The sequence below is a fragment of the Pseudoalteromonas galatheae genome (assembly GCF_005886105.2).
Classification (GTDB): Bacteria; Pseudomonadota; Gammaproteobacteria; order Enterobacterales; family Alteromonadaceae; genus Pseudoalteromonas; species Pseudoalteromonas galatheae.
Genome location: NZ_PNCO02000001.1, coordinates 728,645 through 751,801 on the forward strand (window position 1 = coordinate 728,645; position 23,157 = coordinate 751,801).

Here is a 23,157-nt window from a genome sequence, read left to right on the forward strand (position 1 = left end):
AATCGAGATGACAAGGCTATTGTTTTTCATTTTCACCTTGCTGCTACCAATGACGAGTGTAGCGGCGATAGATGATTACGTGGTTAAACAGTGGAATATCCAAAGTGGTTTACCATCACAAAGTGTCAAGAGTGTCGTTCAAGACAATCAAGGCTATATTTGGCTCGGAACTCAGTTTGGCTTAAGTCGTTTTGATGGTCATCAATTCCAAAACTTCAATACGCAAAATACCGAGTTTTTGAATAGCAACGCTATCAATAAATTGGTGGTGGATCAATTCGGTATGCTCTGGGTTGGCACACGTCGAGGACTGTTAAGACTTAACCCACAAACCTTAGAGGCTAGGCGCTTCGACATACAGGGCCCTGTCAGAGATATACTACAAGATGAAGATGGCGGGATCTGGATTGCTGCAAATGGTCTGTATTATGTTTCTGCGAAAAAGCTGACGTTAGCTGCAAATAATATCGAACAAAGTACGTTAGATGTTACCCAAATCAATCAAATAGTGGGCTCAGTGACTAAAATGGCGCTGGTTCCCGATGGCATTTGGTTAGTAAATGAACGTCACTTACTTAAAATTAGCGAATCGAGCAATCGTAATGGAGATGGAGTTAGACTTGAGTTAGCGAGCAAGGTCTCACTACCTGAGCAGTTAGCGCAAACCATCATTCATGACCTAGCTTGGGTTGATGGTAAGCTGTTTTTAGCATCAGAGCTGGGGGCTTATTTTCTAGATATTGATGAAGTATTACGCCGCTATCAAGAAGTGGGTAATAACGCTGTGTATAAATTTCTCAACGATAAAGACGGTGGGCTGTGGGTCTCTACTTATGGGCGACTACTTTATCGACAGAATAATGGCGTTTGGCAAGCGGTAGAGCCGATACAACTTGATCAAAGTATCTGGTTTGCTGATATCTTTATGGACAAAGACAATAATATTTGGCTTGCTAGTTTAAACGAAGGACTTTGGCTTGCGCATTCGGGGAAGGTCGAGCGTCATCATATTGGTTTGAAGACTAACCAAGCCATTTCGGCAATCACACAAGGACCCGGTGGTCAGCTCTGGGTTGCAAGCCGAGAAGGGCTTGGGATCATTGAGCCGAACGACAATTATCAACCAATACTGACGAGTGCTCAATTGAACCGCTCAGTAATACATGACCTTGAGTTTATCGGCGAAAAACTTATCCTCGGTACCGATCGCGGTGCACTTATCTATGAAAACGGTTCACTGCAAAAATTAAATGAAAGAGAACTTAGGCAAAACCCAGTCTTTTCACTTAGCCCATCAAATCGCGGAGGAATGTGGTTTGGTACGGGAAGGGGGCTATACCGGTTAGATTACAAAGGTATAACACCATTTGCCTATAATGCCTTCCTTGGCAGCCAATTCGTTACTTTTATTCAGGACTTTCCGAGGTATGGCTTTATTGGCACGAATAAAGGTGCATATCGCTATAATGAAAAAGGTATTGAAAAAATTGGTGCGCAAACCTCGTTGGACACCGCTTACATCACCAGTATTTTGCATTTAGATACAGTGACTACTTTAGTTGGCTCCCTCAATGATGGATTATTCTATCGCACCTCCGATGGTGACTGGTACCAACTTGATGCCTCAAATGGCCTACCTTATGGCTCAATTTTTTCGTTGCATTATGATAAGAGCAATCAGCTAGTTTGGGTAAGTACGATGAAAGGGGTATATCGCATGCCCGTTGCACAATTTGGCGATGTGATAGAGAGTTTACAAGTTGAGCAAGTGATCAGCCCATTTGACCGGCAGCTTGATGGCAGACCGAGCCAGTGTTGCTCGGGTCTTGGCCATGATGCTGTAGTGGAAACTGAGTCCGCTATTTTTTACCCCAGCTTACAAGGCGTGGTAGAGATCCCCAAAAACGTCCTGCTGTTTGGTGGTGGAGATCTAATGCCTCGATTAGAATCACTCTCTACCCATGACAGAGTATTTAGTACTGAGTCCTTAAATCAAGTTATTCAGCTTAATACTTCAGAGCGTGACTTAACCATTAATTATACTGCAATCGATTTTTACGCGCCGCATAGCATTGAATTTAGATACAAGCTAAAAGGGCACGATACGCAATGGCGTGATGCTCAATCTCGGCGTGAGGCGATTTATACTAATCTACCACCAGGTAACTTTACCTTTATGTTAGAAGTTAAGCGCCAAGGGCAAGATTGGGAGCAGGCGAAGGTGCTTGACTTATCCATCACATTACCGCGCCGTTTCGATGAGACGATTTATTTTAGATTATTTATCACCTGTGCATTTATCTTTATGTTCTATCTGATTTTTTGGGTATTCAGAGCACAAGAAAGAAGAAAACAAGCTGCACTTGAGGCATTAATCGCAGAGCGTACGACAGAGCTCAGGAAAGCTAACGAGAAGCTGAATCAGGTCAATACTCAGCTTAAACTTGTGAGTCACTCAGATGAATTAACGGGGTTACGTAGTCGTCGCTTTCTATTTGATCAGTTACCAAAAGACGTTGAGCATTATCAGCGCAATGCACAGTCATTGCAGGCTCAAAATAAGAGTTTGGTATTGATGATCATGAATATTGATGATTTCAGTAAAATTAATGACTCTTATGGTCCAATTGGCGGTGATAGTTGTTTGCAGCAATTGGCTACGTTATTAAACACACGCACTCAAGGGTCAGACTATGTGGTTCGCTGGAGTGGTGATGAATTCTTATTGCTATTGCGCGATTTTAGCCGAGACTATATCGAAGAATACGTTAGCGACTTGTGTAAAGCGATTGCTGAAACCGATTATCTCTTACCTAACGGCAAAACTACCAAGCTCACAGTGTCAATGGGCTGGTCTTACTATCCGCTACCACTGTTGGGCGGTAAGGTTATTGGCTGGGAGTCTTCGGTGAATCTTGCTGATATTGCCTTGCATCAAGTTAAGCAACGTGGCGGTGATGGCGCGGCTACTATCATTTTTGATGAACAGTTAGATGCGTTTGAGTTTGAGCAAAGTGCGAACATAGAGTCTCAGTTGCAACTATTGCAGGGCAATGGGCTTGCAGACGTTAGGGTGTGGATGAGGTAAGTCTTTAAAACTGCCAATATATCCGATAGTTTGTAGAGAATAAAAAAGGCTTTCAACTGAAAGCCTTTTTTGCAACTTTAAATTTATTTAAGCCAAGCTTTAATTTGTTGGCTTATTCCTTCACTACTTAAACCAAGCTCTGCGTGGATCTCAGCTTGTGAGCCGTGTTTAATAAATTCATCAGGCAAACCTAGTAATTTAATCGGCTTAACGTGCCCTTGAGTCGATAAATACTCACACACAGCAGAGCCTGCACCACCTGCAATGGCATTGTCTTCAAGTGTAACGAAGCGCTCATGAGTTACCACTAGCTCTTCGAGAAGAGCCGTGTCTAAAGGTTTTACAAAGCGCATATCCACAAGTGTCGCATTTAGCTCGTCGGCAACGGTTTGAGCATTTTCAAGCAATGTACCAAAGCTTAAAATTGCAAGCTTTTCACCCTCTCTTACAATTTTTCCTTTGCCAATTTCTAACTCAGCCATGTCTGTACTAATGTCTGCGCTTCCAGCACTGCCTCTAGGGTATCTTACCGCTGCTGGCCTATCTAGGCGATGACCTGTGTAGAGCATTTGACGACACTCATTGAGATCGCTTGGTGCCATGATCACCATATTAGGGATACAGCGCAAGAAACTTAAGTCATATGCGCCTTGGTGTGTTTCACCATCCGCACCAACGACACCTGCACGGTCAATAGCAAACAACACCGGTAGGTTTTGTAGCGCGACATCATGAATGAGTTGGTCGTATGCGCGTTGTAAGAAACTAGAGTAGATTGCAACCACTGGGTTGAGGTCTTCACATGCAAAACCCGCGGCCAGTGTTACAGCATGTTGTTCAGCAATGGCAACGTCGAAATACTGAGTAGGGTACTCTTTTGAAAAGCGCACCATACCTGAGCCTTCACGCATTGCTGGTGTGATTGCCATCAACTTATTATCTTGCGCTGCCATATCACAAAGCCAATCTCCAAACACCTTTGAAAAGGTCGGTGCGCTGGGTTTTGATTTGGGTAAGCTGTGCACGCTTGGATCGAACTTAGGCACTGCATGATAACCAATAGGATCTGCTTCTGCTGGTTTATAGCCTTTTCCTTTTTGGGTTTTAACATGTAATAGTTGAGGGCCTTTCAGATTTCGCATATTGCGCAGTGTATCAACCAAGGTATCTACGTTATGCCCGTCAATTGGTCCAATGTAATTAAAACCTAATTCCTCAAAGAAAGTGCCCGGAATTATCATCCCCTTTAAATGCTCTTCCATACGGCCTGCAAGCTCCTTGACCGGAGGCACGCCAGACAGCAATTTTTTGCTGCCTTCTCGAATGTTGGTGTAAAAGCTGCCGGAAAGGATCTTGGCGAAATGGTTGGTGAGTGCACCAACGTTTTCCGAAATAGACATTTCGTTGTCGTTTAGGATAACCAGCATATCTGGATTGATGTCGCCTGCGTGATTCATTGCTTCAAACGCCATACCTGCGGTCATCGCACCATCACCAATAACAGCGACGGTTTTACGTCCAACTCCCTCTTTTTCGGCTGCGATAGCCATACCAAGTGCTGCTGATATCGATGTACTTGAATGGCCAACGCTAAACGTATCGTATTCGCTTTCTTCTCTGTAAGGGAAAGGGTGCAAGCCATCCTTTTGACGGATAGTATGCATTTTATCTCTTCTACCTGTCAGTAACTTGTGCGGGTAGGCTTGATGACCAACATCCCAAACGAGTCTATCGCTTGGTGTGTTATACACATAATGCAAAGCCACGGTAAGTTCTACAGTACCTAAGCCGGAGGCAAAATGACCGCTACTTTGAGAGACTGAGTTCAGCAAATACTCGCGAAGCTCATCACTGAAGGCGGTTAACTTGTGCTGGGGTAATTGACGGAGTTGACTTGGCTCGTCAATTAACGCGAGTAATGGATACTTGCTACTATCAAGTTTCATGGTATTTATCAGAGTCCTAAGTGAATCTCAGCGCAATTCCTCACGTGGTTCACTTCATAATTATTAAAATTCTTCACTAACTGGTCATGATATTATGTTAGCCAGCGTTTACAAAGTACTTGTGAATATTTTCTTAGCTTGGCGTAGTTATTTTATACGTCAGCTTAATATTCTCGATCTATGATGTATTTTGCTAAATCTGCAAGTATTTCCGTGTTGCCATCGATAACTTTGAGTGCATCTAGTGCTTCATCAATCAATTGTTCCGCTTTCTCTTTTGCTTGTGCGAGACCAAGGAGCGCTGGATAGGTAGACTTGTTGTGTTCCAAGTCAGAACCTTGTGGTTTGCCAAGCACAGAAGTATCGCCTTCTACATCTAGGATGTCATCTCTGACTTGGAATGCAAGGCCGATTGCACGCCCGTATATATGCATTGCTTCACGCGCTTGCTTGGTAACTTGTTCAGGGTTACCGCACAAAATCCCCAACTCTACTGCGCAACTTAAGAGAGCACCAGTTTTTAGCTTATGAATACGCTCAAGTTCAGTAATTGTAATAGACCGATCTGTGGCTGCAATATCCAGCGCTTGACCTCCAACCATCCCCGCTAGACCTGATGCTTTGGCTAGTGCGGAAATCATTTTGATTTGTGCATGATGGCTCACTGTGAATTGCTGATCACTTAATAGTTCAAAAGCCAGCGTTTGCAGAGCGTCACCAGCCAAAATAGCGGTCGCCTCGTCAAATTGAATGTGACAAGTTGGGCGGCCGCGCCTAAGCTCATCATCATCCATAGCCGGTAAATCATCGTGCACCAAAGAATAGCTATGCACACACTCTATTGCGGCGGCGGCCTTGTCTAAGTCTTCTGGAGCAGCACCAAATAATTCACCAGTGCAATATACCAAAAATGGTCGCAGACGTTTGCCACCGTTTTCGATGCTATAACGGGTAGCTGCTTTTATATTTTCTTCGGTATCAAGCGCATTATCAAAATAGTGTAAAACGGTGTTCTCTACACGGGTTTTAGCATGCTGCAGTTTTTCTTTTAATTTTGCTGACATTAGGCTTCGTTATCAAATGGCTGTAATTGTGCTTGCTCACCTTCGCCCATTAAAATAGCGACCTGCTGCTCAGCTTGCTGAAGTTTTTGATTTGATGCTTTTGCAAGCTTAATCCCGCGCTCAAATTGTTTAAGTGCTTGATCTAAAGGCAAGCTACCATTTTCCATGTCCGCAACGATTTGCTCCAGTTCTTGCATAGCTTCTTCAAAGCTCAAGTTATCTGGTTTTTTTACTGCCATATATCACACCGACCCGTAAAGTAAAAGTGTGGCAATTTTAGGGGGATTGGACGTCAAGGTCAAAAAAACCAGTGACTTTTTGATCTGTCCGAGTATCGGCATTACAAGATCTGCTATAAACTCGCATTTTAAACTCTTTTTAATATAATAGTGTTAAGTTGTAGAAAAACTTGCCGATAACTCAAACAACAATAACTGCGTGATTTATCACAAATAACTTCCCCCGGAGGACATGTGGATTTAGCAACGGTAATAGGGATCCTGGGTGCCATAGGTTTGATTGTAATGTCAATGGTATTGAGTAGTGATGGCCAGATCGCTATGTTCTATAACACGCCTTCCGTCGTTATCGTATTTGGTGGTTCAATTTTTATCGTGTTGTCCAATTTTACGCTTGGGCAGTTTTTCGGTATTGGTAAGGTGGCCGGGAAGGCCTTCATGTTTAAGATTGAAACCCCTGAAGAGCTGATTGAAAAAGCAGTTGAGCTAGCAGATTCTGCGCGTAAAGGTGGTTTTTTAGCGTTAGAAGAAGCTGAAATCCCCAACCAATTTATGCGTAAAGGCGTCGATATGCTAGTCGATGGTCATGATGCTGATGTTGTGCGTGCTACATTGCAAAAAGATATTGCCTTGACGTCTTCAAGGCATGAATTAGGCGCAGGTTTATTCAAGTCCCTAGCGGATATTGCGCCTGCGATGGGGATGATTGGGACACTTATCGGCCTAGTGGCGATGTTGTCTAACATGGATGATCCAAAAGCAATTGGACCTGCTATGGCCGTTGCGCTTTTAACAACTTTGTATGGTGCGTTTTTAGCTAACGTGGTTGCGATCCCTATTCAGGTAAAACTTGAACTCCGTAAAGATGAAGAAGAACGAAATCAGCGACTTATCTTGGATGCTATATTAGGTATACAAGATGGCCAAAACCCGAAGGTCATTGAAGGTATCTTGAAGAACTATTTGCCTGAGTCTAAACGTGGTGCTGAGGCTGAGGAATAATCATGTCAGATGAGAACGAATGTAAATGTCCCCCTCCAGGTCTTCCGGCTTGGATGGGAACCTTTGCCGATCTGATGTCATTGTTAATGTGCTTCTTCGTACTACTGTTGGCTTTTTCTGAAATGGATGTGCTGAAGTTTAAGCAAATCGCCGGTTCGATGAAGTTTGCTTTTGGCGTACAAAATAAAATTGAAGTAAAGGATATCCCAAAAGGTACCAGCGTTATCGCGATGGAGTTTACTCCAGGAAAGCCAGAGCCGACACCGATTGAAACTATTCAACAGCAAACGGTAGAGATGACGCAGCAGATGCTCGAGTTTCAGGCTGGTGATGAATCTTCTGCGGGTGGTCGGCAAGAACAGCGTGGCAACAAGCGTGGTGGTGAATCAGCCAGTACTGCGCAGGAAATGGCGTCAACGCAAGCAATTGCATCAGCGGATCAAGAACAAGTTAATGAACTTGTGAAAAAGATTGCGCAGCAGCTAGAAAAGCAAATTATGGATGGTGCAATTGAGCTTGAATCGCTAGGGCAACAAATCATTATACGCATTCAGGAGAATGGCTCTTTCCCAGCAGGTAGTGCATTTTTGCAGCCTAAATTTGAGCCTGTGGTTGAAGAAATTGCAGAGTTACTAAAAGATGTTCCTGGTGAAATCACTGTGTCGGGTCACACCGACGATTTTAGAGTGACGAACGAGCTTTATTCGAATAACTGGGACTTATCGGCAACTCGAGCTGTGGCCGTCGCAACTGTGATGGAGCGAGTTCGTGGTTTTGATAAGAACAGAATGGTCGTGGTTGGACACGCAGATACCAGACCGCTTGTTCCCAATGAGAGCAACGCTGATAGACGGCGTAATAGGCGCGTTGAAATCTCTATCTTACAGGGTAAAGCGAAAGAGTCAGACCCTATTGAAGTGAGGCAAAATTAATTACAGTTTGTTGCCAAATTACCGGGAATTCGCTAAAGTTCTAGCTGCTCTACATACTCTCGATAAGGATAAAATGATGAACATTAAAAATTATAGATTACCTGGTGATAACGGCTCCGGCGGTGATGATGAAGCTGAAAAAAAGCCAAGTTTGACAAAATAATTAATTATGTGGTCCGCGTGGGAGCCTGTTAGGCTCTTCTTTGTTGAGCATAGCGTTTGGGTGTCTTTCATCGCGGTTGTTCTGTGCCTCGCAGTTCGTGATATAAAAGCGTTAAGGTATGCAACTTTAATTGCGCTGTTTTATGTCTTGGGAGTTCTGAATTCTGACTTTATTAGGGCGGCTGATCCCGATAAAATTTATCGGTATATCTATTGGGCTTTTTCAGACATTGTCTTTATGGCAATTATTGCTTATTGGGCTGTTAAAGATAAGATGTATCTTTGGCAAAGTATTCTTGCCCAAATAATCATTATTCCGGCTCCGCTATTACAGTTTTTTAGACTTGTCGACAGACATTTTATGGATCTTTCCTATTCAACTTACCTGTACCCCACAGTTATCCCTATGGTTAATGTGGCTACTCTGTGCTTAGCATTTGTGCCAGTGTTTACTTTTTGGAAGTTAATGCAAGATAGAAAAGAAGCGAGACTGGCTAGGGAACACAGTCTAACAGAAACTACTAGTTAATCTGAACCTTGGATAATTAATGCTTTTCCAAGGTTCAGATTAATTTGCTGTTGTTTTGTTTACCCTAAACTAGGAATAAGGCCAGCCATTTGCATCAGCTGGGAAGCAATGATCATTACACCGAAAGCGGCTGCAAGCCCTAGCCCAAGCGTACCACCTTTAACCTGATATCCATCATTGCCTCTAGCTTTTCTCTGTTTCCAAACCATAGCAACTGGCAGAAACACCGCCAATACCACCAATGCAATCGCTGCGTATCCCAGTGCCATGATAAAACCTTTGGGATAAAAAAGGGCAAACCCTAGCGGTGGTAAAAAGGTAATGAACGCCGTTTTTATACGGTCTTTCTTGGTGTCTTGCTTTTTAAAGGTATCAGCAAAAAAGTCGAATAAACCAAGGCTTACACCCAAGAACGAAGTCGCGAGAGCAAGATCTGCAAATATAGTCACAAATAACTGTACGTTGTCGTTGTGTGCGATAGACGAAATACTAGTGACAAAACCCGGCAGTCCCTCACTTGCCATTAGGCTCTCTTGACCCATAACACCTTGGCTGAGCAACTGCCAGAACACATAGATGATAAGCGGGAGGGCAGCACCAAACATCATTACTTTACGTAGTTGGCGGATATCTACACCCACATACTTAACGATTGATGGGATTGAGCCATGAAAACCAAAGGAAGTAAAAATGACCGGAATTGCTGCAATTACCAGCCCTTGTTCTACCGGCATATCGATGAGGTGTTGGCCGTGAACATAAGGTGTTAAAATAAAGAACAAACTCGCGAGCACAATAACTTTAATAGTAAATAATAACTGATTGAGCTTATCAACTGTACTTGTGCCTAATGTCACTATGGTCGCTATGATAACAGCAAGCAGTACAGAGCCCAGTTGAGGGGTTATGCCATCACCTAACATGCCGACAAGTTTGGTTTGAAGCTGTGCGCCGCCACCTGCGATATAAGCCGCACATAAGGCATAGAACAAAAAGACCATTGAAAAGTTAGCGACATACTGCCCCGTTTTACCAAGTAAGTTTTTTGCTAGTGTATTTAATGTTGCGTCTTGATCTGCGTATTGATGTACTTCCAGCATAAGCAATGCAGTATAGGTCATTAATAACCATGTGATTGCTAATAATGCGATAGCGGTAGAAAAGCCAAGTCCTGCTGATGCAATAGGGAGGGCGAGCATACCTGCGCCAATTGTAGTACCTGCTACAATCAGCATGCTGCCCAAAGTTTTATTCTTAAGCACGTTTTGCCCCTGATTATTATTATCTGGTGAGGCAAGATATAACGAATAGCACGGAATTGAAACCGTTTTGCTGTTAATGGCTGTTAGACGGGGAATTACGGATACAAAAAAGCCGTATAGGAATACGGCTTTCAAAACAGTGAATATAATGGCACTGTTTATTTTACTTCTTTACCCGCGGCTTGCTGATCTGCATGGTAGCTAGAGCGCACAAATGGTCCGCAAGCGGCGTGGCTAAAGCCTATCTCGTCGGCATATTCTTTTAGCCCATCAAACTCAACTGGTGGCACGTAGCGTTTGACTGGTAAGTGGTGCTTTGAAGGTTGTAGGTACTGGCCTACGGTAAGCATATCTACGTTATGCTCGCGCAAGTCTCTTAATACTTCTTCAATTTCAGAGATTTCCTCGCCTAGTCCAACCATCAAGCCAGATTTAGTTCTCACTTCTGGGTGCATTTCTTTAAAGCGGCGTAGCAATTCAAGTGACCACTTATAATCGGCACCCGGACGCGCTAGTTTGTAAAGTCTTGGTGCTGTTTCAAGGTTATGGTTGAATACATCCGGTGGGGTTTCGCTTAAGATTTCAAGCGCTCTATCCATACGACCACGGAAATCAGGTACGAGAATTTCGATTGTAATACCTGGATTGTGCTTACGGATCTCGCGAATACAGTCGGCAAAGTGTTGTGCACCACCGTCGCGCAAGTCATCACGGTCAACAGAGGTAATAACAACGTAGCTTAACTTCATGTCTTTAATCGTAAGCGCAAGCTTTTCCGGCTCTTGTGCATCAGGTTTTAGTGGACGACCATGGGCCACATCACAGAATGGACAGCGGCGAGTACAAATTGCACCTAAAATCATAAAGGTTGCTGTACCGTGATTAAAGCACTCAGACAGGTTAGGGCAAGATGCTTCTTCACAAACAGAGTGTAAACCGTGCTTACGCATTGCTTGTTTAATGCCATCGATACGTTCACTTGATTTTGGCAAACGGATCTTTAACCACTCAGGCTTTCTCAGCATTTCTTCGCGTTCTGTTGGCATGACTTTAACTGGGATCAATGCCATTTTTTCTGCATCGCGGAGCTTTACCCCTGGCTCCATTTTGACTGGTTTACTCATACGTTTTCAAACCCTTCAGTGTATTCGACATGCTCAGCATTAATGCGTTTTAGCATGTGTTTTACCAGACCAGCCCCCGCATCAGCGACGGTTTGAGGTCCATTAATTTCGCTACTTTGCACCATATTCATGCCCGCATAACCACACGGGTTTATTCGTAAAAATGGACCAAGGTCCATATTAACGTTGAGTGCGAGACCATGAAACGAGCAGCCACGGCGGACTCTAAGTCCAAGAGATGCTATCTTGCTATCGTTGACGTATACACCCGGCGCATCGGCTTTAGCGTAAGCTTCTATCCCATATTCTTTTAGGGAGTCGATTATACTTTCTTCTAGCCAAGTGACGAGTTCACGTACCCCTATTTTCAATCGTCGTAAGTTGAGCAATACATAAAGCATTTGTTGCCCTGGACCGTGATAGGTAACTTGACCACCGCGGTCCACTTTTACGACAGGAATATCACCGGGCGCCAAGACATGCTCTTCTTTACCAGCTTGACCTTGTGTAAAAACAGGCTCATGTTCCACCAGCCAGATTTCATCCGCTGTGGTGTCATCACGCTCATCGGTAAAAGATTGCATTTTGTGCCAAATTGGCTCGTAACTACAAAGGCCGAGTTGGCGCACAATTAACTTACGAGATTCCATAATTAGGGGTCCTTACCAACTACAGGATGTAACGGACGTCTTCGATGCCACCGATCTCGGTATAAATCTGCTCGATATGCTCTTTGCTGGTTACGGTAACGACAAGAGATACGGCTTCATAGGTGCCTTTGCTGCTTGGTTTAACCTTTGGTGCATAATCACCCGGTGCAATAACCTGCAGTTTAGTTAGGATCTGATCCGTCAAATCGACATTTGCAAGGCCCATAATCTTGAATGTAAATGGGCAAGGAAATTCTAAGTATTCATCAAACTTAGTATTTTTAACTGGTTTTACCACGACGGTATCCTCACAACGAACTACTTGCTGACGCCTTTATTTGGCCACTAAGATGCTCTTTCAAGCCAGGAGCTGCCAAGGTCGTCATTTATTGGCCGCATTCTATCATTTTTGGCGCAAAAAAAAACGCCTCATGATGAGGCGTTCACTTACATAAAATAGGGTTATTGCGAGATCTGTAAACGTAGATAGTCGTAGATCTTGCTGAAGAATCCACCTTCTTGGATCTCTTCAAGTGTAACTAGCGGGTATTGTGCTACGTCTTCACCTTCAAGCTGTAAGAACAAAGTACCAACTTTAGTGCCTTTCGCCAGAGGTGCTTCGAGTGTTTTATCTAACTCAAAGTTAGCCTTTAAATTCTTACTTTGACCGCGTGGAATAGTAATAGGAGTGTCTTCCATAATGCCCAGCGATACGGTTTCTTTGTTACCCATCCACACACGCTGATCGGCAAAAGCGTCACCAGCTTGGTATGGAGTAATGGTTTCAAAGAAACGGAAGCCGTAGTTAAGTAGCTTTTTGCTCTCAACTTTACGTGCACGCTCACTTTCTGTGCCCATGACTACCGCAACAAGACGCATATCGTCTTTAACCGCTGAAGTAACTAGGCTGTAGCCTGCATCCGAGGTGTGGCCTGTTTTAATGCCATCCACTTCGAGGCTTGCATCCCAAAGTAGTGAGTTACGGTTATATTGCTTTATACCGTTGTATGAAAAAGACTTTTTCTTGTACAAAGCGTATTCATCAGGTACATCACGAATAAGTGCCGCCCCGAGTGTTGCCATGTCTCTTGGGGTGGTGTAATGCTCATCAGTATCTAAACCATGACTGTTAATAAAGTGGGTATTAGTCATCCCCAGTTTTTCAGCATGTGCATTCATCAGATCGGCAAACGCACTTTCGCTGCCAGCAATGTGCTCGGCCATTGCAACACAAGCATCGTTGCCTGATTGAATAATGATCCCATGGTTTAAGTCATCAACACTGACCTGCTTACCTACTTCGATAAACATCACCGACGAACCAGGAAAATTCTTAGCCCACGCTTTTTCACTAATAGTGACTTGATCTGATGGGCTAATGTTACCTGCAGCGATTTCGGTACCAATAACATAGCTGGTCATCATTTTGGTTAAACTTGCTGGCGCTAGCTTAGTATCCGCTTCGCCCTCAGCAATCACTTTTCCAGTTGTGAAGTCCACAAGGAAATAGCCTTTCGCATTGATTTGCGGCGGCGAAGGAATAATTTGTGCGCTGGCACTCATAATAGAGAAAGTGCACACCAGTCCAAGGACTTTTTTAACGATTTTTGGTTTGATAGAAGTCATTATGCTCGCTTTTTTGTTTATCGGCATTCATTGCGGTTATTCTAAAGTTCCTGCTCACTGTAAAGCAAGAAAGCACGACTAAATTGACCTTGTTGTAAGGTTTTTAGTAAAGATTGTGCTTGATTGTCGTCGGTAATAGGGCCGACTCTAAGCTTGTACAGGTTGTTTTCAAACGTGATGGGTGTACCTAACCCCAGCTCTTGTTTTAACTGACCTGCTAATAACTGTATATTCTCAAGTTTACTGCCAGCAGCAACTTGTACATAAGTTAGCCTTGGAGACTCGCGCGATAGAGTAATGGCTTCGACCTTAACGCGCGCTGTACCCTGAAGGTGATAGCCTAGCTTGTAGGCAGCCGCATAAGAGAGGTCGATTAGTCTATCGTCATGGAACGGACCTCGGTCGTTAATTCTAACGATGGCAGAGCGTCCGTTGTCTAAGTTTGTTACTTTAGCAAAGCTAGGGAGTGGCAGCGTTTTATGTGCTGCTGTCATATCGAACATATTAAAAATTTCACCATTGGAGGTGTGGTAGCCATGGAATTTTCGGCCATACCACGAGGCAATGCCTTGTTGTTGATACCCATGTTCGTCCGAAATTGGCGTGTAACGTTTTCCAAGAACAGTGTAGGGGCGATTGGCACTGACGCTCTTTTTCTCGTTGGTGACAATGGCATCCTGCATTTCCAGTTCGGTAGGCTCGCGCAGTGGCGCTTTGTCATGACGAATATGATAACGACTACCGCAAGCGCTTAGCATGCTTAACAGGGCAAATACTAAAATCAATTTTGAAATCAGAGTAATACGAACAGTCATTATTTTAACAACATCCTCTTATCTGTTGCGATTGCCATAATAATGCCAAAACCGGCCATTAAGGTCACCATCGATGTGCCACCATAGCTAATTAGGGGCAGAGGTACACCGACTACTGGCAAGAGACCAGAAACCATTCCGATATTTACAAAGACATAGACGAAGAAGGTCAACGTCAGTGCTCCTGCAAGCAGCTTACTGAAAGCGTCTTGTGCCTGTACTGCGATATATAATCCGCGACCAATTATAAAAAGATACAAGCTGAGTAATATGGTGACACCTAACAAGCCAAACTCTTCGCTCAACACCGAGAAGATAAAGTCGGTATGGCGCTCTGGCAAAAATTCTAATTGAGATTGGGTTCCGTGTAGCCAGCCTTTGCCCTCAACACCACCAGAGCCTATTGCAATTTTTGATTGGATGATATGGTAACCAGAGCCCAGCGGGTCGCTTTCCGGATCTAAAAAAGTCAGTACACGTTGTTTTTGATAGGCATGCATTCCGTAATGCCAAAACGCATAGCCACCGGGGACCGCAAGTAATATACCTGAACCGATTAAACGCCAACTTAATCCAGCTAAAAAGAGCGCAAAAATACCAGAACTGGCAATTAAGATAGAAGTACCGAGGTCAGGCTGCTCTTTGATCAGAATAGTTGGCACTAGCACAATCACAAAGCCGATTGTTAAATTTAAAATACTTGGAGGTAAGTGAGAGCGGCCTATAAACCAAGCGACCGTCATGGGCACTGCTAGCTTCATTATTTCAGAGGGTTGAAAACGGGTAACGCCTAAGTCTAACCAGCGCTGAGCCCCTTTACTGCTGACACCAAAAAACAGCACCGCAACGAGCATGCCAAGGCCCACGAGATAAACGGGAATAGCCACACGCTTAAGCGTATTTGGAGAGAATTGTGCCATAAATAACATGGCAACTAATGCACCAAACATGCGTGTACCATGACGCATCATCATGCCCATGTCTTGCCCACTAGCGCTATAAACAATCGCTAGGCTGCCAACCATCATCGTAATCAAGGCTGCAAATAATGGTAGGTCGATATGAACCTTTTCAAAGAGTGAACGTGGCTTATTCAGCGGACTCATTGCTGTTGCTCCTTCTCAAGCGGGTAGGCTGAAAAGTAATAATCCATCACTTGTCTTGCCATTGGCGCTGCGATTGCACTACCGCCACCTTGGTTTTCCACGACTACAGTAATAACAATTTGCGGATCATCAAAAGGCGCAAAACCCACGTAAATACCATTGTCTCTGTGTTTTTCTTTTAGCTTCTTGGCATCATACTTTTCGCCTTGAGCAATGCTAATAACTTGCGCGGTTCCCGTTTTACCAGCGTGATCATAAGTTACGCCCTTAAACGCATTTTTTGCGGTACCTATTTTTACCGTGTTGTGCATGGCTTTTAATGCAATATCCCAGTGATAAGGGTTTTTCAGCACGACAGGTGGCTTTTCTTCCGTAAATAACTGCTCCACTTCAGTATCTTGCTTAGAGATTTGTACTAAGTGTGGCTGCCTATGTATGCCTTTATTGACCAAAATGCTCAGCGAGTTTGCTATTTGCATTGGAGTGGCAGTCCAGTAACCTTGGCCTATCCCTACGGAAATAGTATCCCCAGGATACCAAGCCTCTTTAAAACGAGCTCTTTTCCACTCAACGGATGGTAAAATAGCAGAGGTTTCTTCGTGAATATCGATACCCGAAAGCTCACCAAAGCCAAACTGGTTCATAAAGTCGCTAATTTTGGTTATGCCGAGTTTATATGCGGTTTCGTAAAAGTAGGTATCACAAGACTGCTCAATAGCTTTATACACATCAACATGCTCATGGCCCCAAGGACGCCAGTCACGCCATTTATGTTTTACATTTGGAATTTGAAAAAAGCCGGGATCCCAAATTTTGGTTGTTTCGGTGACAACACCTTCTTCCAGTGCAAGCACTGCGAGATGGGGCTTCACTGTGGAAGCAGGCGCATAACGGCCCTGAGTTGCACGGTTTATCAGTGGCCTGTCTGGGTTAAGTAAGGCTCGGTAATCTTTGCCACTGATCCCATGGACAAAAAGGTTTGGGTCGTAACTTGGATTAGAATAGAGCGCTAAAATACCCCCGTCGCGCGGATCCATAACGATGATTGCGCCTCGGGTGTCTTTAAGTACATGTTGTACGATTTGTTGTAAACCGATATCAAGCGTTAGCACCAAGTCTTTACCTGGTTGCGGTGTTTCCATGCTCAGCGTGCGAATAATGCGACCACGGTTATTCACCTCGACGCGACGAGAGCCAACAATGCCATGTAGCTGTTCTTCATAAAACTTTTCGACACCGAGTTTACCGATATCATGGGTGGCACGATAGTTCGTGTCTTTGCCCTCAAGCTCTAAATCATAGAGCTCCTCTTTATTGAGTTTTGCTACATAGCCAAGGGCATGAGTGAGGGTATCGCCATATGGATAGTAGCGAGATAAGCGGGCTTCAACGCTAAAGCCGGGCAAGCGGTGTTGGTTAACCGAGAGGATCGCAACTTCTTCCTCATTCAAGCGGCCCTTTAGTACTTGGCTTTTGAAGCGACGGTTATGCTTGATTTCTTTTTTAAAATCTTCTATTTCTTGCTCAGAAATCTCAATAAGTTGGCGTACAGAAGCTAATGATGCTTCGAGGTCTTCAACGTCTTCTGGGATCACTTCAAGATTGTAAACGGGGCGGTTTTCGGCGAGCAACACACCATTGCGGTCATAAATTAGACCACGATTAGGGGCGACAGGAATGACTTTTATACGGTTATCGTTAGAGCGGGTGCGATAGGTTTCGTGTTCAGTCACCTGAAGCGTGTAAACATTGTGAAACAAGATCCCAACAATAATAACGACAAAAACAAAGCCGACAAAGGCCCGTCTCGCAAAGAGGTTCGCCTCGGCAGAATGATCCCTAATCGTCGGCCGCTTTTTTATCATTATTATTCTCTGTGGTAAGGATGATTGTTATTTAAACTCCAGCCGCGATACAAGCTCTCGGCAACCACTATACGCACCAAAGGGTGGGGTAGGGTTAAGTTTGATAATGACCACTTTTGTTCGGCCGCAGCAATACATTCTGGCGCAAGCCCTTCAGGGCCGCCAATCAGTAAGCTGACATCGCGACCGTCCAGCTGCCACTTTTCCATATTGCTCGCAAGTTGGTGTGTATCCCATGGCTTGCCAGTCACTTCTAAGGTTACGATCCGATTGCCTTTTGGGATAGCGGCTAAGGTTTTTTCACCTTCCTGTTGCAAAATGCGTTTAATATCTGCGTTTTTCCCCCGTTTACCCGCGCTAATTTCAATTAACTCCAGTGGCATATCTTTGGGAAAGCGTCTTTGATATTCGGTGAAGCCAGTTTCAACCCACTTCGGCATTTTGGTACCTACTGCAATGAGTTGGATCTTCACATTAACCCCACAGCTTTTCTAGGTCATAAAAGTCGCGGGTTTGATCTTGCATCACGTGTATAACAACGTCGCCCAAATCAACCAATACCCACTCTCCAATGTCTTGACCTTCTTGGCCAATTGGTGTTTCTCCAGCATGACGTGCTTCTTTTGCAACATGATCGGCAATCGATTGTACATGGCGTTTTGAGGTGCCTGTACAGATCACTAAGTAGTCGGTGATTGAAGAAGTTTCGCGAACGTCGAGCTTAACAATATCACGCGCTTTCATATCATCTACTTTGTCTAGCGCGAAATCTAATAACTGTTGTGAATCCAAGTTTTTGTCTCTGTATTTCAAATAATCGGCGATTTTAGCACGCTTTATGGGGTTAATCAGCATACAAGCCATGGCTATTTATATAATCTATGACCAAAGCGGGCAGCCAATGTTCCAAATATTCTGTATCTTGCTGCACGATTGCAGCCCTAATTGTACTCGATGCAATGTCTTTTTGCTCACCGTGAAGGAAATAGCAATGTCCCGCGTTGGTGGTTTGGAGCTTATCTGCGTTATCTGTGCCTGCTTTGGCTAAATAAGCCGAGACTTTAGCATCCGGCGAGCAATGTTCTTTTGGGCGTTGATACACCACAAGATGACACAGCTTTGTGATTTCTTGCCATTGATACCAAGTGTGCAGACTATTAAACGAGTCCATACCCATTAAAAATAAAATCGGTTGGTCCTGATATTCTCTACGCAGTTCTTGCAGTGTTAGCAGGCTGTAAGAGGGCCCTTGTCGGTCAAGTTCTCGTCTATCAATAACCAGTTTTTGTTGCCCTGATAGCAAATTTGCAAGCATCGCTAGGCGATGCTCGTCACTGATGCTGGGCTTTTGTTTATGAACCGGTATGGCACAAGGTAAAAACTTTAACTCAGCCAGACTTAGCTCGTCGACGCAGCGCATCGCCATATTTAAATGGCCTAAATGCGGAGGATCGAAAGTACCACCAAACAAAGCAATCATACATGCTCACTCTGACTAATTGGCAACGGCATTGTGATGGGTGTGGCAAAGGCCAGCGCAATGTGTGCCAGAGCTTGGTATGGCGCAGTGACCCTTGCTTCTTTATATGCGGTATCAAAGTCTGCCATCATACAGAGCAACTGTTTCATCTGCTCTAGCGTTAACCTGTCTAACGCTTGCTGCGTGATGGTTTGCTGATTTTTCCAGACATTATGCTTTTTATAGGCATCCGCAAGTGTAGTGCCAGTTTGCCATAAGGTTTTAACTCCCAGCAGAGTACGAGCTTGGTTTTGCAAGGTCCAGAGAATACTCGCGGGCTCTACATTATCGCTGGCGAGCTTGTTCAATACTTTGATAATTTGCTTAGGGTTGCCAGTTAATAATCCGGTATTTAAATCAAAGATATCGAACTTAGATTGATTTAATAAGCCGCTTAGCAATTGCTGTTCATCAACTGGGTTTTTACCAAATAGTAAGGAGAGCTTTTCGAGCTCCTGATGCGTTGCAAGCAAGTTGCCTTCTGTGGCGACGAGTAGGGCGCGCTTGCCTTGTGGTGAGACAGAAAGCTTCAGCCGCTTACACTCATCATCAAACCAACGTTCAAGATGACGGCCTGTTAACGCATAGCAAGGAACAAATAGGCCTTTAGGCTCTAATGCTTTGAACCAAGCAGTGCGTTGAATGTCTTGACCCGCGCCTAGCCCTTTAAAAATAACAACGACATCAGGATTGACCTGTTCGGCCAAAGACTTTAAAACCGCAACACCTTGGGTAGGAACTTTTTGCTCATTAAAGTCGAACTCGATGAGCGTACGCGCACTGAACAAAGACATACTATTGTACTGCGCACTGAGCTCTTGCCAGTCAAATCCCGGGAGTAGAGCAAATTTAATGACTTCGTCAAAGCCTTGTTGCTTAGCTGCTGTTCGTATTGCAAGTACACATTCACCTTGTTGAAAGGGTTCTTCACCAAAGACAAGATAAAAAGGCGCAAGCCCCTTATTCAGGTAATTGGAGAGTTGATTGGCATAACAACGCATTACAGTTGCGACAACTCTCGAATAATACGTTGGCTTGCAAGGCGGCGCATTTCAGTGAGGATCAGCTCAAGCTCTTTTGCCTTTGCTAGCGCGTTGTCAGGATCGTCCTGATAGTTGCGATACAGCTCGAACATTTGTTTAACGGGTTCTTGGCCCGGACGACTCAATCGATAAGATACGCGATAAGCTAGTTCATACTGAGCAACCTGACCATTTTTGAACAAACTGAGTGTTTGACGTTCAAGTGAGTCATTGTACAAGTACAACTCGGCAGCTTGTTTGGTATTTTTTGGTGTAAGGGATACCTGAGCACGTTGAAGATCGGACTGTAATTGTTCAAACAAGGCTGAGCGCTTGTCGTCACCGCTTAAGGTGATCTCTTTCAGATCGTCAGGAAGGTAAGAGGCTTGCTTGAGGTGAAAACCGCAGCTCGCCACGAAGAAGCAAGCTAGCAAAACTGCTAGCTTGCTGGTGTGCCAAAATAGGCTACGCATCTTAGTTTGCAACCACATTAAGTAGTTTACCAGGAACATAGATCACCTTACGAATGGTCTTGCCGTCAGTAAACTTAGTGACGTTTTCTTCGCTAAATGCAATCGCTTCAACTTGCTCTTGCGTTGCATCTGCCGCTACGGTGATTTTAGAGCGCAGTTTACCGTTTACTTGCACCACGATAAGCTTTTCATCTTCAACTAGTGCGCTTTGGTCGACGATAGGCCATGCCGCATCAAGAATATCACCAGCCTTGCCAAGCTCAGTCCACAGCTCGTGACACATGTGCGGTGTGATAGGCGCAAGCATGATCACCATAGCTTCTAGTGCTTCGTTTGCTAGTGCAATGTCTTGCTCATCATTAAGTGGCGCTTTGATAAGCTTGTTTGAAAGCTCCATCACTGCCGCAATTGCCGTATTAAACGTTTGGCGACGTTCGATATCGTCTGTCACCTTTGCAATGGCTTTGTGGATGTCGCGACGTAGCGTCTTTTGCGCTGCATTTAGTTTGCTTAAATCAAGCTCGGCAGTGCCTGCTTGCTTTACGTCAACCGCGTACTTCCAAATACGACGAAGGAAACGGTGCGCACCTTCAACGCCTGAGTCAGACCATTCCAGCGTTTGCTCTGGTGGAGCCGTAAACATCATGAATAAGCGAACTGTGTCAGCGCCGTATTGCTTGATAACCGTTTGCGGGTCAATACCATTGTTCTTCGACTTAGACATTTTGCTCATGCCAGCAGAGAATACCGGCTCGCCGTCTTCTTTATGCCACGCTTTAGTGATGCGGCCTTTGTCGTCAGTCTCAGTTAATACGTCAGTTGGTGCGATCCAAATATCGCCGCCTTTCTCGTCTTTACGGTAGTAAGTATCCGCAAGTACCATGCCTTGACACAGTAGACGCTCAAATGGCTCATCAGAGTTCACTAAACCGAAATCACGTAGCAACTTGTGGAAGAAACGTGAGTACAACAAGTGCAAGATAGCGTGCTCAATACCACCAATATATTGGTTTACTGGTAGCCAGTAGTTTGCTGCACCTGGTTCAAGCATACCTTCATCATAGCGTGGGCTACAGTAACGTGCATAGTACCAAGATGATTCCATAAAGGTGTCGAATGTATCGGTTTCGTGGAATACCGCCTCACCATTTATTGTTGCTTTTGCCCATTCTGGATCTGCTTTAATCGGTGAAGTTACTCCATTCATGACTACGTCTTCAGGTAGACGAACAGGAAGCATGTCCTCAGGTGCCGCAAGCTCAGAACCATCTTCTTTGTTTAACATTGGGATTGGCGAACCCCAGTAACGCTGGCGGCTCACACCCCAATCGCGAAGACGGAAGTTTACTTTACGTTTACCTACGCCAAGTGATTCTAGTTTAGTTGCGATGGCGTTAAATGCGCCTTCAAAGTCTAGGCCATCGAACTCGCCAGAGTTGATAAGCGTGCCTTTTTCGGTAAACGCTGCTTCAGCCAGATTAGCTTCTACTTCTGCGCCGGCTAGGGGCTGAATAACTTGTTTGATCTCAAGGCCATAAGCGGTTGCAAACTCATAGTCACGTTGGTCGTGACCTGGTACTGCCATCACGGCACCTGAGCCGTAATCCATCAGTACAAAGTTAGCTACCCAAATTGGCACCTCTTGTCCTGTGAGTGGGTGGATAGCCGTAAAGCCTGTCGCGATGCCTTTTTTCTCCATCGTTGCCATATCCGCTTCGGCAACTTTGGTGTTCTTGCACTCTTCAACAAAGCGAGAGATTGCTTCACTGTTTTTTGCCGCTTCTTGAGCTATTGGGTGACCGGCCGCAACTGCCACATAAGTCACGCCCATAAAGGTATCAGGGCGGGTGGTGTATACGGTGAAGCTTTCGTCGTTGTCGGCACGTTTAAAGTCGATTTCAACGCCTTCTGAGCGACCAATCCAGTTACGCTGCATGGTTTTGACTTGCTCAGGCCAGTGCTCAAGCTTGTCTAAGTCATCCAATAACTCTTGTGCATAATCGGTGATCTTAATGAACCATTGTGGAATTTCTTTTTGCTCTACAATGGCACCTGAACGCCAACCACGGCCGTCAATTACCTGTTCATTTGCCAGTACCGTTTGGTCAACTGGATCCCAGTTTACCGTTGACATTTTTTTGTATACTAAGCCTTTTTCGTAAAGCTTAGTGAAGAACCACTGTTCCCACTTATAATATTCTGGGTGACAAGTTGCGATTTCACGATCCCAGTCGTAACCAAAACCAAGTAACTTAAGCTGGTTGCGCATGTAGTCGATATTTTCGTAGGTCCATTTAGCCGGTGCGGTATTATTTTTAATTGCCGCGTTTTCAGCTGGAAGACCAAACGCATCCCAACCCATAGGTTGCATAACGTTTTTGCCTTGTAGGCGTTGGAAACGAGAAACCACATCACCAATGGTGTAGTTACGTACGTGACCCATGTGGAGGCGACCACTTGGATATGGGAACATTGAGAGACAGTAATACTTCTCTTTACTTTCGTCTTCGACAACTTTGAAGGTATTGTTTTCTTCCCAGTACGACTGTACTTTGGCTTCGATATCTTGCGGGTTATATTGCTCTTGCATCTAGGTTTCCAAACATCTGGCAAAATTAATAGAAAATTGCTCGATAGCATACCCGAAATTGGCCAGCAATCACAGCACCTAAAGTGGAATTATTTTAGTCGATTGCCGCGGACTAAAGGTGGTGTCGAAGTGAAGATAAACGA

General features: G+C 44.5%; 21 protein-coding genes. 4 read left to right on the forward strand and 17 right to left on the reverse strand.

What is annotated here, in order from left to right:
• The first annotated feature begins 7 nt into the window (after positions 1-7).
• Positions 8-3,088, forward strand: a complete 3,081-nt coding sequence (locus tag CWC29_RS03160; RefSeq protein ID WP_128728443.1) for a ligand-binding sensor domain-containing diguanylate cyclase — start codon at positions 8-10, stop codon at positions 3,086-3,088.
• Positions 3,089-3,171: 83 nt separating this feature from the next.
• On the opposite strand, the gene dxs is transcribed toward CWC29_RS03160, so the two are convergent.
• From dxs to xseB, 3 genes are all read right to left on the reverse strand, one after another.
• A complete protein-coding gene (gene dxs / locus CWC29_RS03165) occupies positions 3,172-5,034 on the reverse strand; it encodes a 1-deoxy-D-xylulose-5-phosphate synthase (RefSeq protein ID WP_138521584.1) in 1,863 nt (620 codons plus the stop codon).
• A gap of 164 nt (positions 5,035-5,198) precedes the next feature.
• The gene (ispA, locus tag CWC29_RS03170) at positions 5,199-6,098 is read right to left on the reverse strand and encodes a (2E,6E)-farnesyl diphosphate synthase (RefSeq protein WP_128728441.1); all 900 of its coding nucleotides are present in this window, start codon (positions 6,096-6,098) and stop codon (positions 5,199-5,201) included.
• The gene (xseB, locus tag CWC29_RS03175) at positions 6,098-6,337 is read right to left on the reverse strand and encodes an exodeoxyribonuclease VII small subunit (protein ID WP_128728440.1); all 240 of its coding nucleotides are present in this window, start codon (positions 6,335-6,337) and stop codon (positions 6,098-6,100) included. Before xseB ends, ispA begins: the two co-directional genes overlap by 1 nt.
• Positions 6,338-6,571: 234 nt before the next feature.
• Between xseB and pomA the strand changes: the two genes are divergently transcribed.
• The 3 genes from pomA (at position 6,572) to CWC29_RS03190 (ending at position 8,962) form a co-directional block, all read left to right on the forward strand.
• Positions 6,572-7,339 carry a flagellar motor protein PomA gene (pomA, locus tag CWC29_RS03180; RefSeq protein ID WP_010606140.1) on the forward strand — a complete coding sequence of 256 codons (768 nt, stop codon included), beginning with the start codon at positions 6,572-6,574 and terminating at the stop codon, positions 7,337-7,339.
• A gap of 2 nt (positions 7,340-7,341) precedes the next feature.
• Entirely contained in the window at positions 7,342-8,271 is a 930-nt protein-coding gene (locus CWC29_RS03185) for a flagellar motor protein MotB (protein ID WP_138521582.1), read from the forward strand.
• Between the two features lie 169 nt (positions 8,272-8,440).
• A complete protein-coding gene (locus CWC29_RS03190; protein ID WP_138521580.1) occupies positions 8,441-8,962 on the forward strand; it encodes a hypothetical protein in 522 nt (173 codons plus the stop codon).
• A gap of 59 nt (positions 8,963-9,021) precedes the next feature.
• On the opposite strand, the gene CWC29_RS03195 is transcribed toward CWC29_RS03190, so the two are convergent.
• From CWC29_RS03195 to leuS, 14 genes are all read right to left on the reverse strand, one after another.
• On the reverse strand, positions 9,022-10,224 hold the full coding sequence (locus tag CWC29_RS03195) for an aromatic amino acid transport family protein (RefSeq protein ID WP_167815409.1): 1,203 nt from the start codon (positions 10,222-10,224) through the stop codon (positions 9,022-9,024).
• 158 nt (positions 10,225-10,382) lie between these two features.
• Complete coding sequence (gene lipA / locus CWC29_RS03200) at positions 10,383-11,348, reverse strand: lipoyl synthase (protein WP_010372064.1); 966 nt, start codon at positions 11,346-11,348, stop codon at positions 10,383-10,385.
• Positions 11,345-11,998, reverse strand: coding sequence for a lipoyl(octanoyl) transferase LipB (gene lipB, locus CWC29_RS03205; RefSeq protein WP_010372061.1), 654 nt, complete (start codon positions 11,996-11,998; stop codon positions 11,345-11,347). The genes lipA and lipB overlap by 4 nt, the downstream gene beginning before the upstream one ends.
• A 19-nt stretch (positions 11,999-12,017) precedes the next feature.
• Complete coding sequence (ybeD, locus tag CWC29_RS03210; RefSeq protein WP_095728297.1) at positions 12,018-12,296, reverse strand: DUF493 family protein YbeD; 279 nt, start codon at positions 12,294-12,296, stop codon at positions 12,018-12,020.
• A gap of 164 nt (positions 12,297-12,460) precedes the next feature.
• Positions 12,461-13,624 carry a serine hydrolase gene (locus tag CWC29_RS03215; protein ID WP_010372052.1) on the reverse strand — a complete coding sequence of 388 codons (1,164 nt, stop codon included), beginning with the start codon at positions 13,622-13,624 and terminating at the stop codon, positions 12,461-12,463.
• Between the two features lie 41 nt (positions 13,625-13,665).
• Positions 13,666-14,439 (reverse strand): septal ring lytic transglycosylase RlpA family protein, encoded by a 774-nt coding sequence (locus CWC29_RS03220; RefSeq protein WP_128728437.1) that lies wholly within the window; start codon positions 14,437-14,439, stop codon positions 13,666-13,668.
• Positions 14,439-15,545 carry a rod shape-determining protein RodA gene (rodA, locus tag CWC29_RS03225; protein ID WP_128728436.1) on the reverse strand — a complete coding sequence of 369 codons (1,107 nt, stop codon included), beginning with the start codon at positions 15,543-15,545 and terminating at the stop codon, positions 14,439-14,441. Before rodA ends, CWC29_RS03220 begins: the two co-directional genes overlap by 1 nt.
• Entirely contained in the window at positions 15,542-17,410 is a 1,869-nt protein-coding gene (gene mrdA, locus CWC29_RS03230; RefSeq protein ID WP_128728435.1) for a penicillin-binding protein 2, read from the reverse strand. The genes rodA and mrdA overlap by 4 nt, the downstream gene beginning before the upstream one ends.
• A gap of 2 nt (positions 17,411-17,412) precedes the next feature.
• Positions 17,413-17,883, reverse strand: a complete 471-nt coding sequence (gene rlmH / locus CWC29_RS03235; protein ID WP_010372039.1) for a 23S rRNA (pseudouridine(1915)-N(3))-methyltransferase RlmH — start codon at positions 17,881-17,883, stop codon at positions 17,413-17,415.
• A 1-nt stretch (position 17,884) separates the two neighbouring features.
• On the reverse strand, positions 17,885-18,202 hold the full coding sequence (gene rsfS / locus CWC29_RS03240) for a ribosome silencing factor (protein WP_128728904.1): 318 nt from the start codon (positions 18,200-18,202) through the stop codon (positions 17,885-17,887).
• Between the two features lie 52 nt (positions 18,203-18,254).
• A complete protein-coding gene (nadD, locus tag CWC29_RS03245) occupies positions 18,255-18,890 on the reverse strand; it encodes a nicotinate-nucleotide adenylyltransferase (protein WP_138521578.1) in 636 nt (211 codons plus the stop codon).
• The gene (holA, locus tag CWC29_RS03250; RefSeq protein WP_138521576.1) at positions 18,887-19,930 is read right to left on the reverse strand and encodes a DNA polymerase III subunit delta; all 1,044 of its coding nucleotides are present in this window, start codon (positions 19,928-19,930) and stop codon (positions 18,887-18,889) included. The genes nadD and holA overlap by 4 nt, the downstream gene beginning before the upstream one ends.
• Complete coding sequence (locus CWC29_RS03255; protein ID WP_010606155.1) at positions 19,930-20,442, reverse strand: LPS-assembly lipoprotein LptE; 513 nt, start codon at positions 20,440-20,442, stop codon at positions 19,930-19,932. The genes holA and CWC29_RS03255 overlap by 1 nt, the downstream gene beginning before the upstream one ends.
• A complete protein-coding gene (leuS, locus tag CWC29_RS03260; protein ID WP_128728432.1) occupies positions 20,426-23,014 on the reverse strand; it encodes a leucine--tRNA ligase in 2,589 nt (862 codons plus the stop codon). Before leuS ends, CWC29_RS03255 begins: the two co-directional genes overlap by 17 nt.
• Between the last annotated feature and the right edge of the window lie 143 nt (positions 23,015-23,157).

Excerpts from the sequence above, each read along its gene's own strand:
- CWC29_RS03160 (WP_128728443.1), top strand. The coding sequence starts at position 8 with ATGACAAGGCTATTGTTTTTCATTTTCACCTTGCTGCTACCAATGACG.
- dxs (WP_138521584.1), bottom strand. The coding sequence starts at position 5,034 with ATGAAACTTGATAGTAGCAAGTATCCATTACTCGCGTTAATTGACGAG.
- ispA (WP_128728441.1), bottom strand. The coding sequence starts at position 6,098 with ATGTCAGCAAAATTAAAAGAAAAACTGCAGCATGCTAAAACCCGTGTA.
- xseB (WP_128728440.1), bottom strand. The coding sequence starts at position 6,337 with ATGGCAGTAAAAAAACCAGATAACTTGAGCTTTGAAGAAGCTATGCAA.
- CWC29_RS03185 (WP_138521582.1), top strand. The coding sequence starts at position 7,342 with ATGTCAGATGAGAACGAATGTAAATGTCCCCCTCCAGGTCTTCCGGCT.
- CWC29_RS03190 (WP_138521580.1), top strand. The coding sequence starts at position 8,441 with ATGTGGTCCGCGTGGGAGCCTGTTAGGCTCTTCTTTGTTGAGCATAGC.
- lipA (WP_010372064.1), bottom strand. The coding sequence starts at position 11,348 with ATGAGTAAACCAGTCAAAATGGAGCCAGGGGTAAAGCTCCGCGATGCA.
- lipB (WP_010372061.1), bottom strand. The coding sequence starts at position 11,998 with ATGGAATCTCGTAAGTTAATTGTGCGCCAACTCGGCCTTTGTAGTTAC.
- CWC29_RS03215 (WP_010372052.1), bottom strand. The coding sequence starts at position 13,624 with ATGACTTCTATCAAACCAAAAATCGTTAAAAAAGTCCTTGGACTGGTG.
- CWC29_RS03220 (WP_128728437.1), bottom strand. The coding sequence starts at position 14,439 with ATGACTGTTCGTATTACTCTGATTTCAAAATTGATTTTAGTATTTGCC.
- rodA (WP_128728436.1), bottom strand. The coding sequence starts at position 15,545 with ATGAGTCCGCTGAATAAGCCACGTTCACTCTTTGAAAAGGTTCATATC.
- mrdA (WP_128728435.1), bottom strand. The coding sequence starts at position 17,410 with ATGATAAAAAAGCGGCCGACGATTAGGGATCATTCTGCCGAGGCGAAC.
- nadD (WP_138521578.1), bottom strand. The coding sequence starts at position 18,890 with ATGATTGCTTTGTTTGGTGGTACTTTCGATCCTCCGCATTTAGGCCAT.
- holA (WP_138521576.1), bottom strand. The coding sequence starts at position 19,930 with ATGCGTTGTTATGCCAATCAACTCTCCAATTACCTGAATAAGGGGCTT.
- CWC29_RS03255 (WP_010606155.1), bottom strand. The coding sequence starts at position 20,442 with ATGTGGTTGCAAACTAAGATGCGTAGCCTATTTTGGCACACCAGCAAG.
- leuS (WP_128728432.1), bottom strand. The coding sequence starts at position 23,014 with ATGCAAGAGCAATATAACCCGCAAGATATCGAAGCCAAAGTACAGTCG.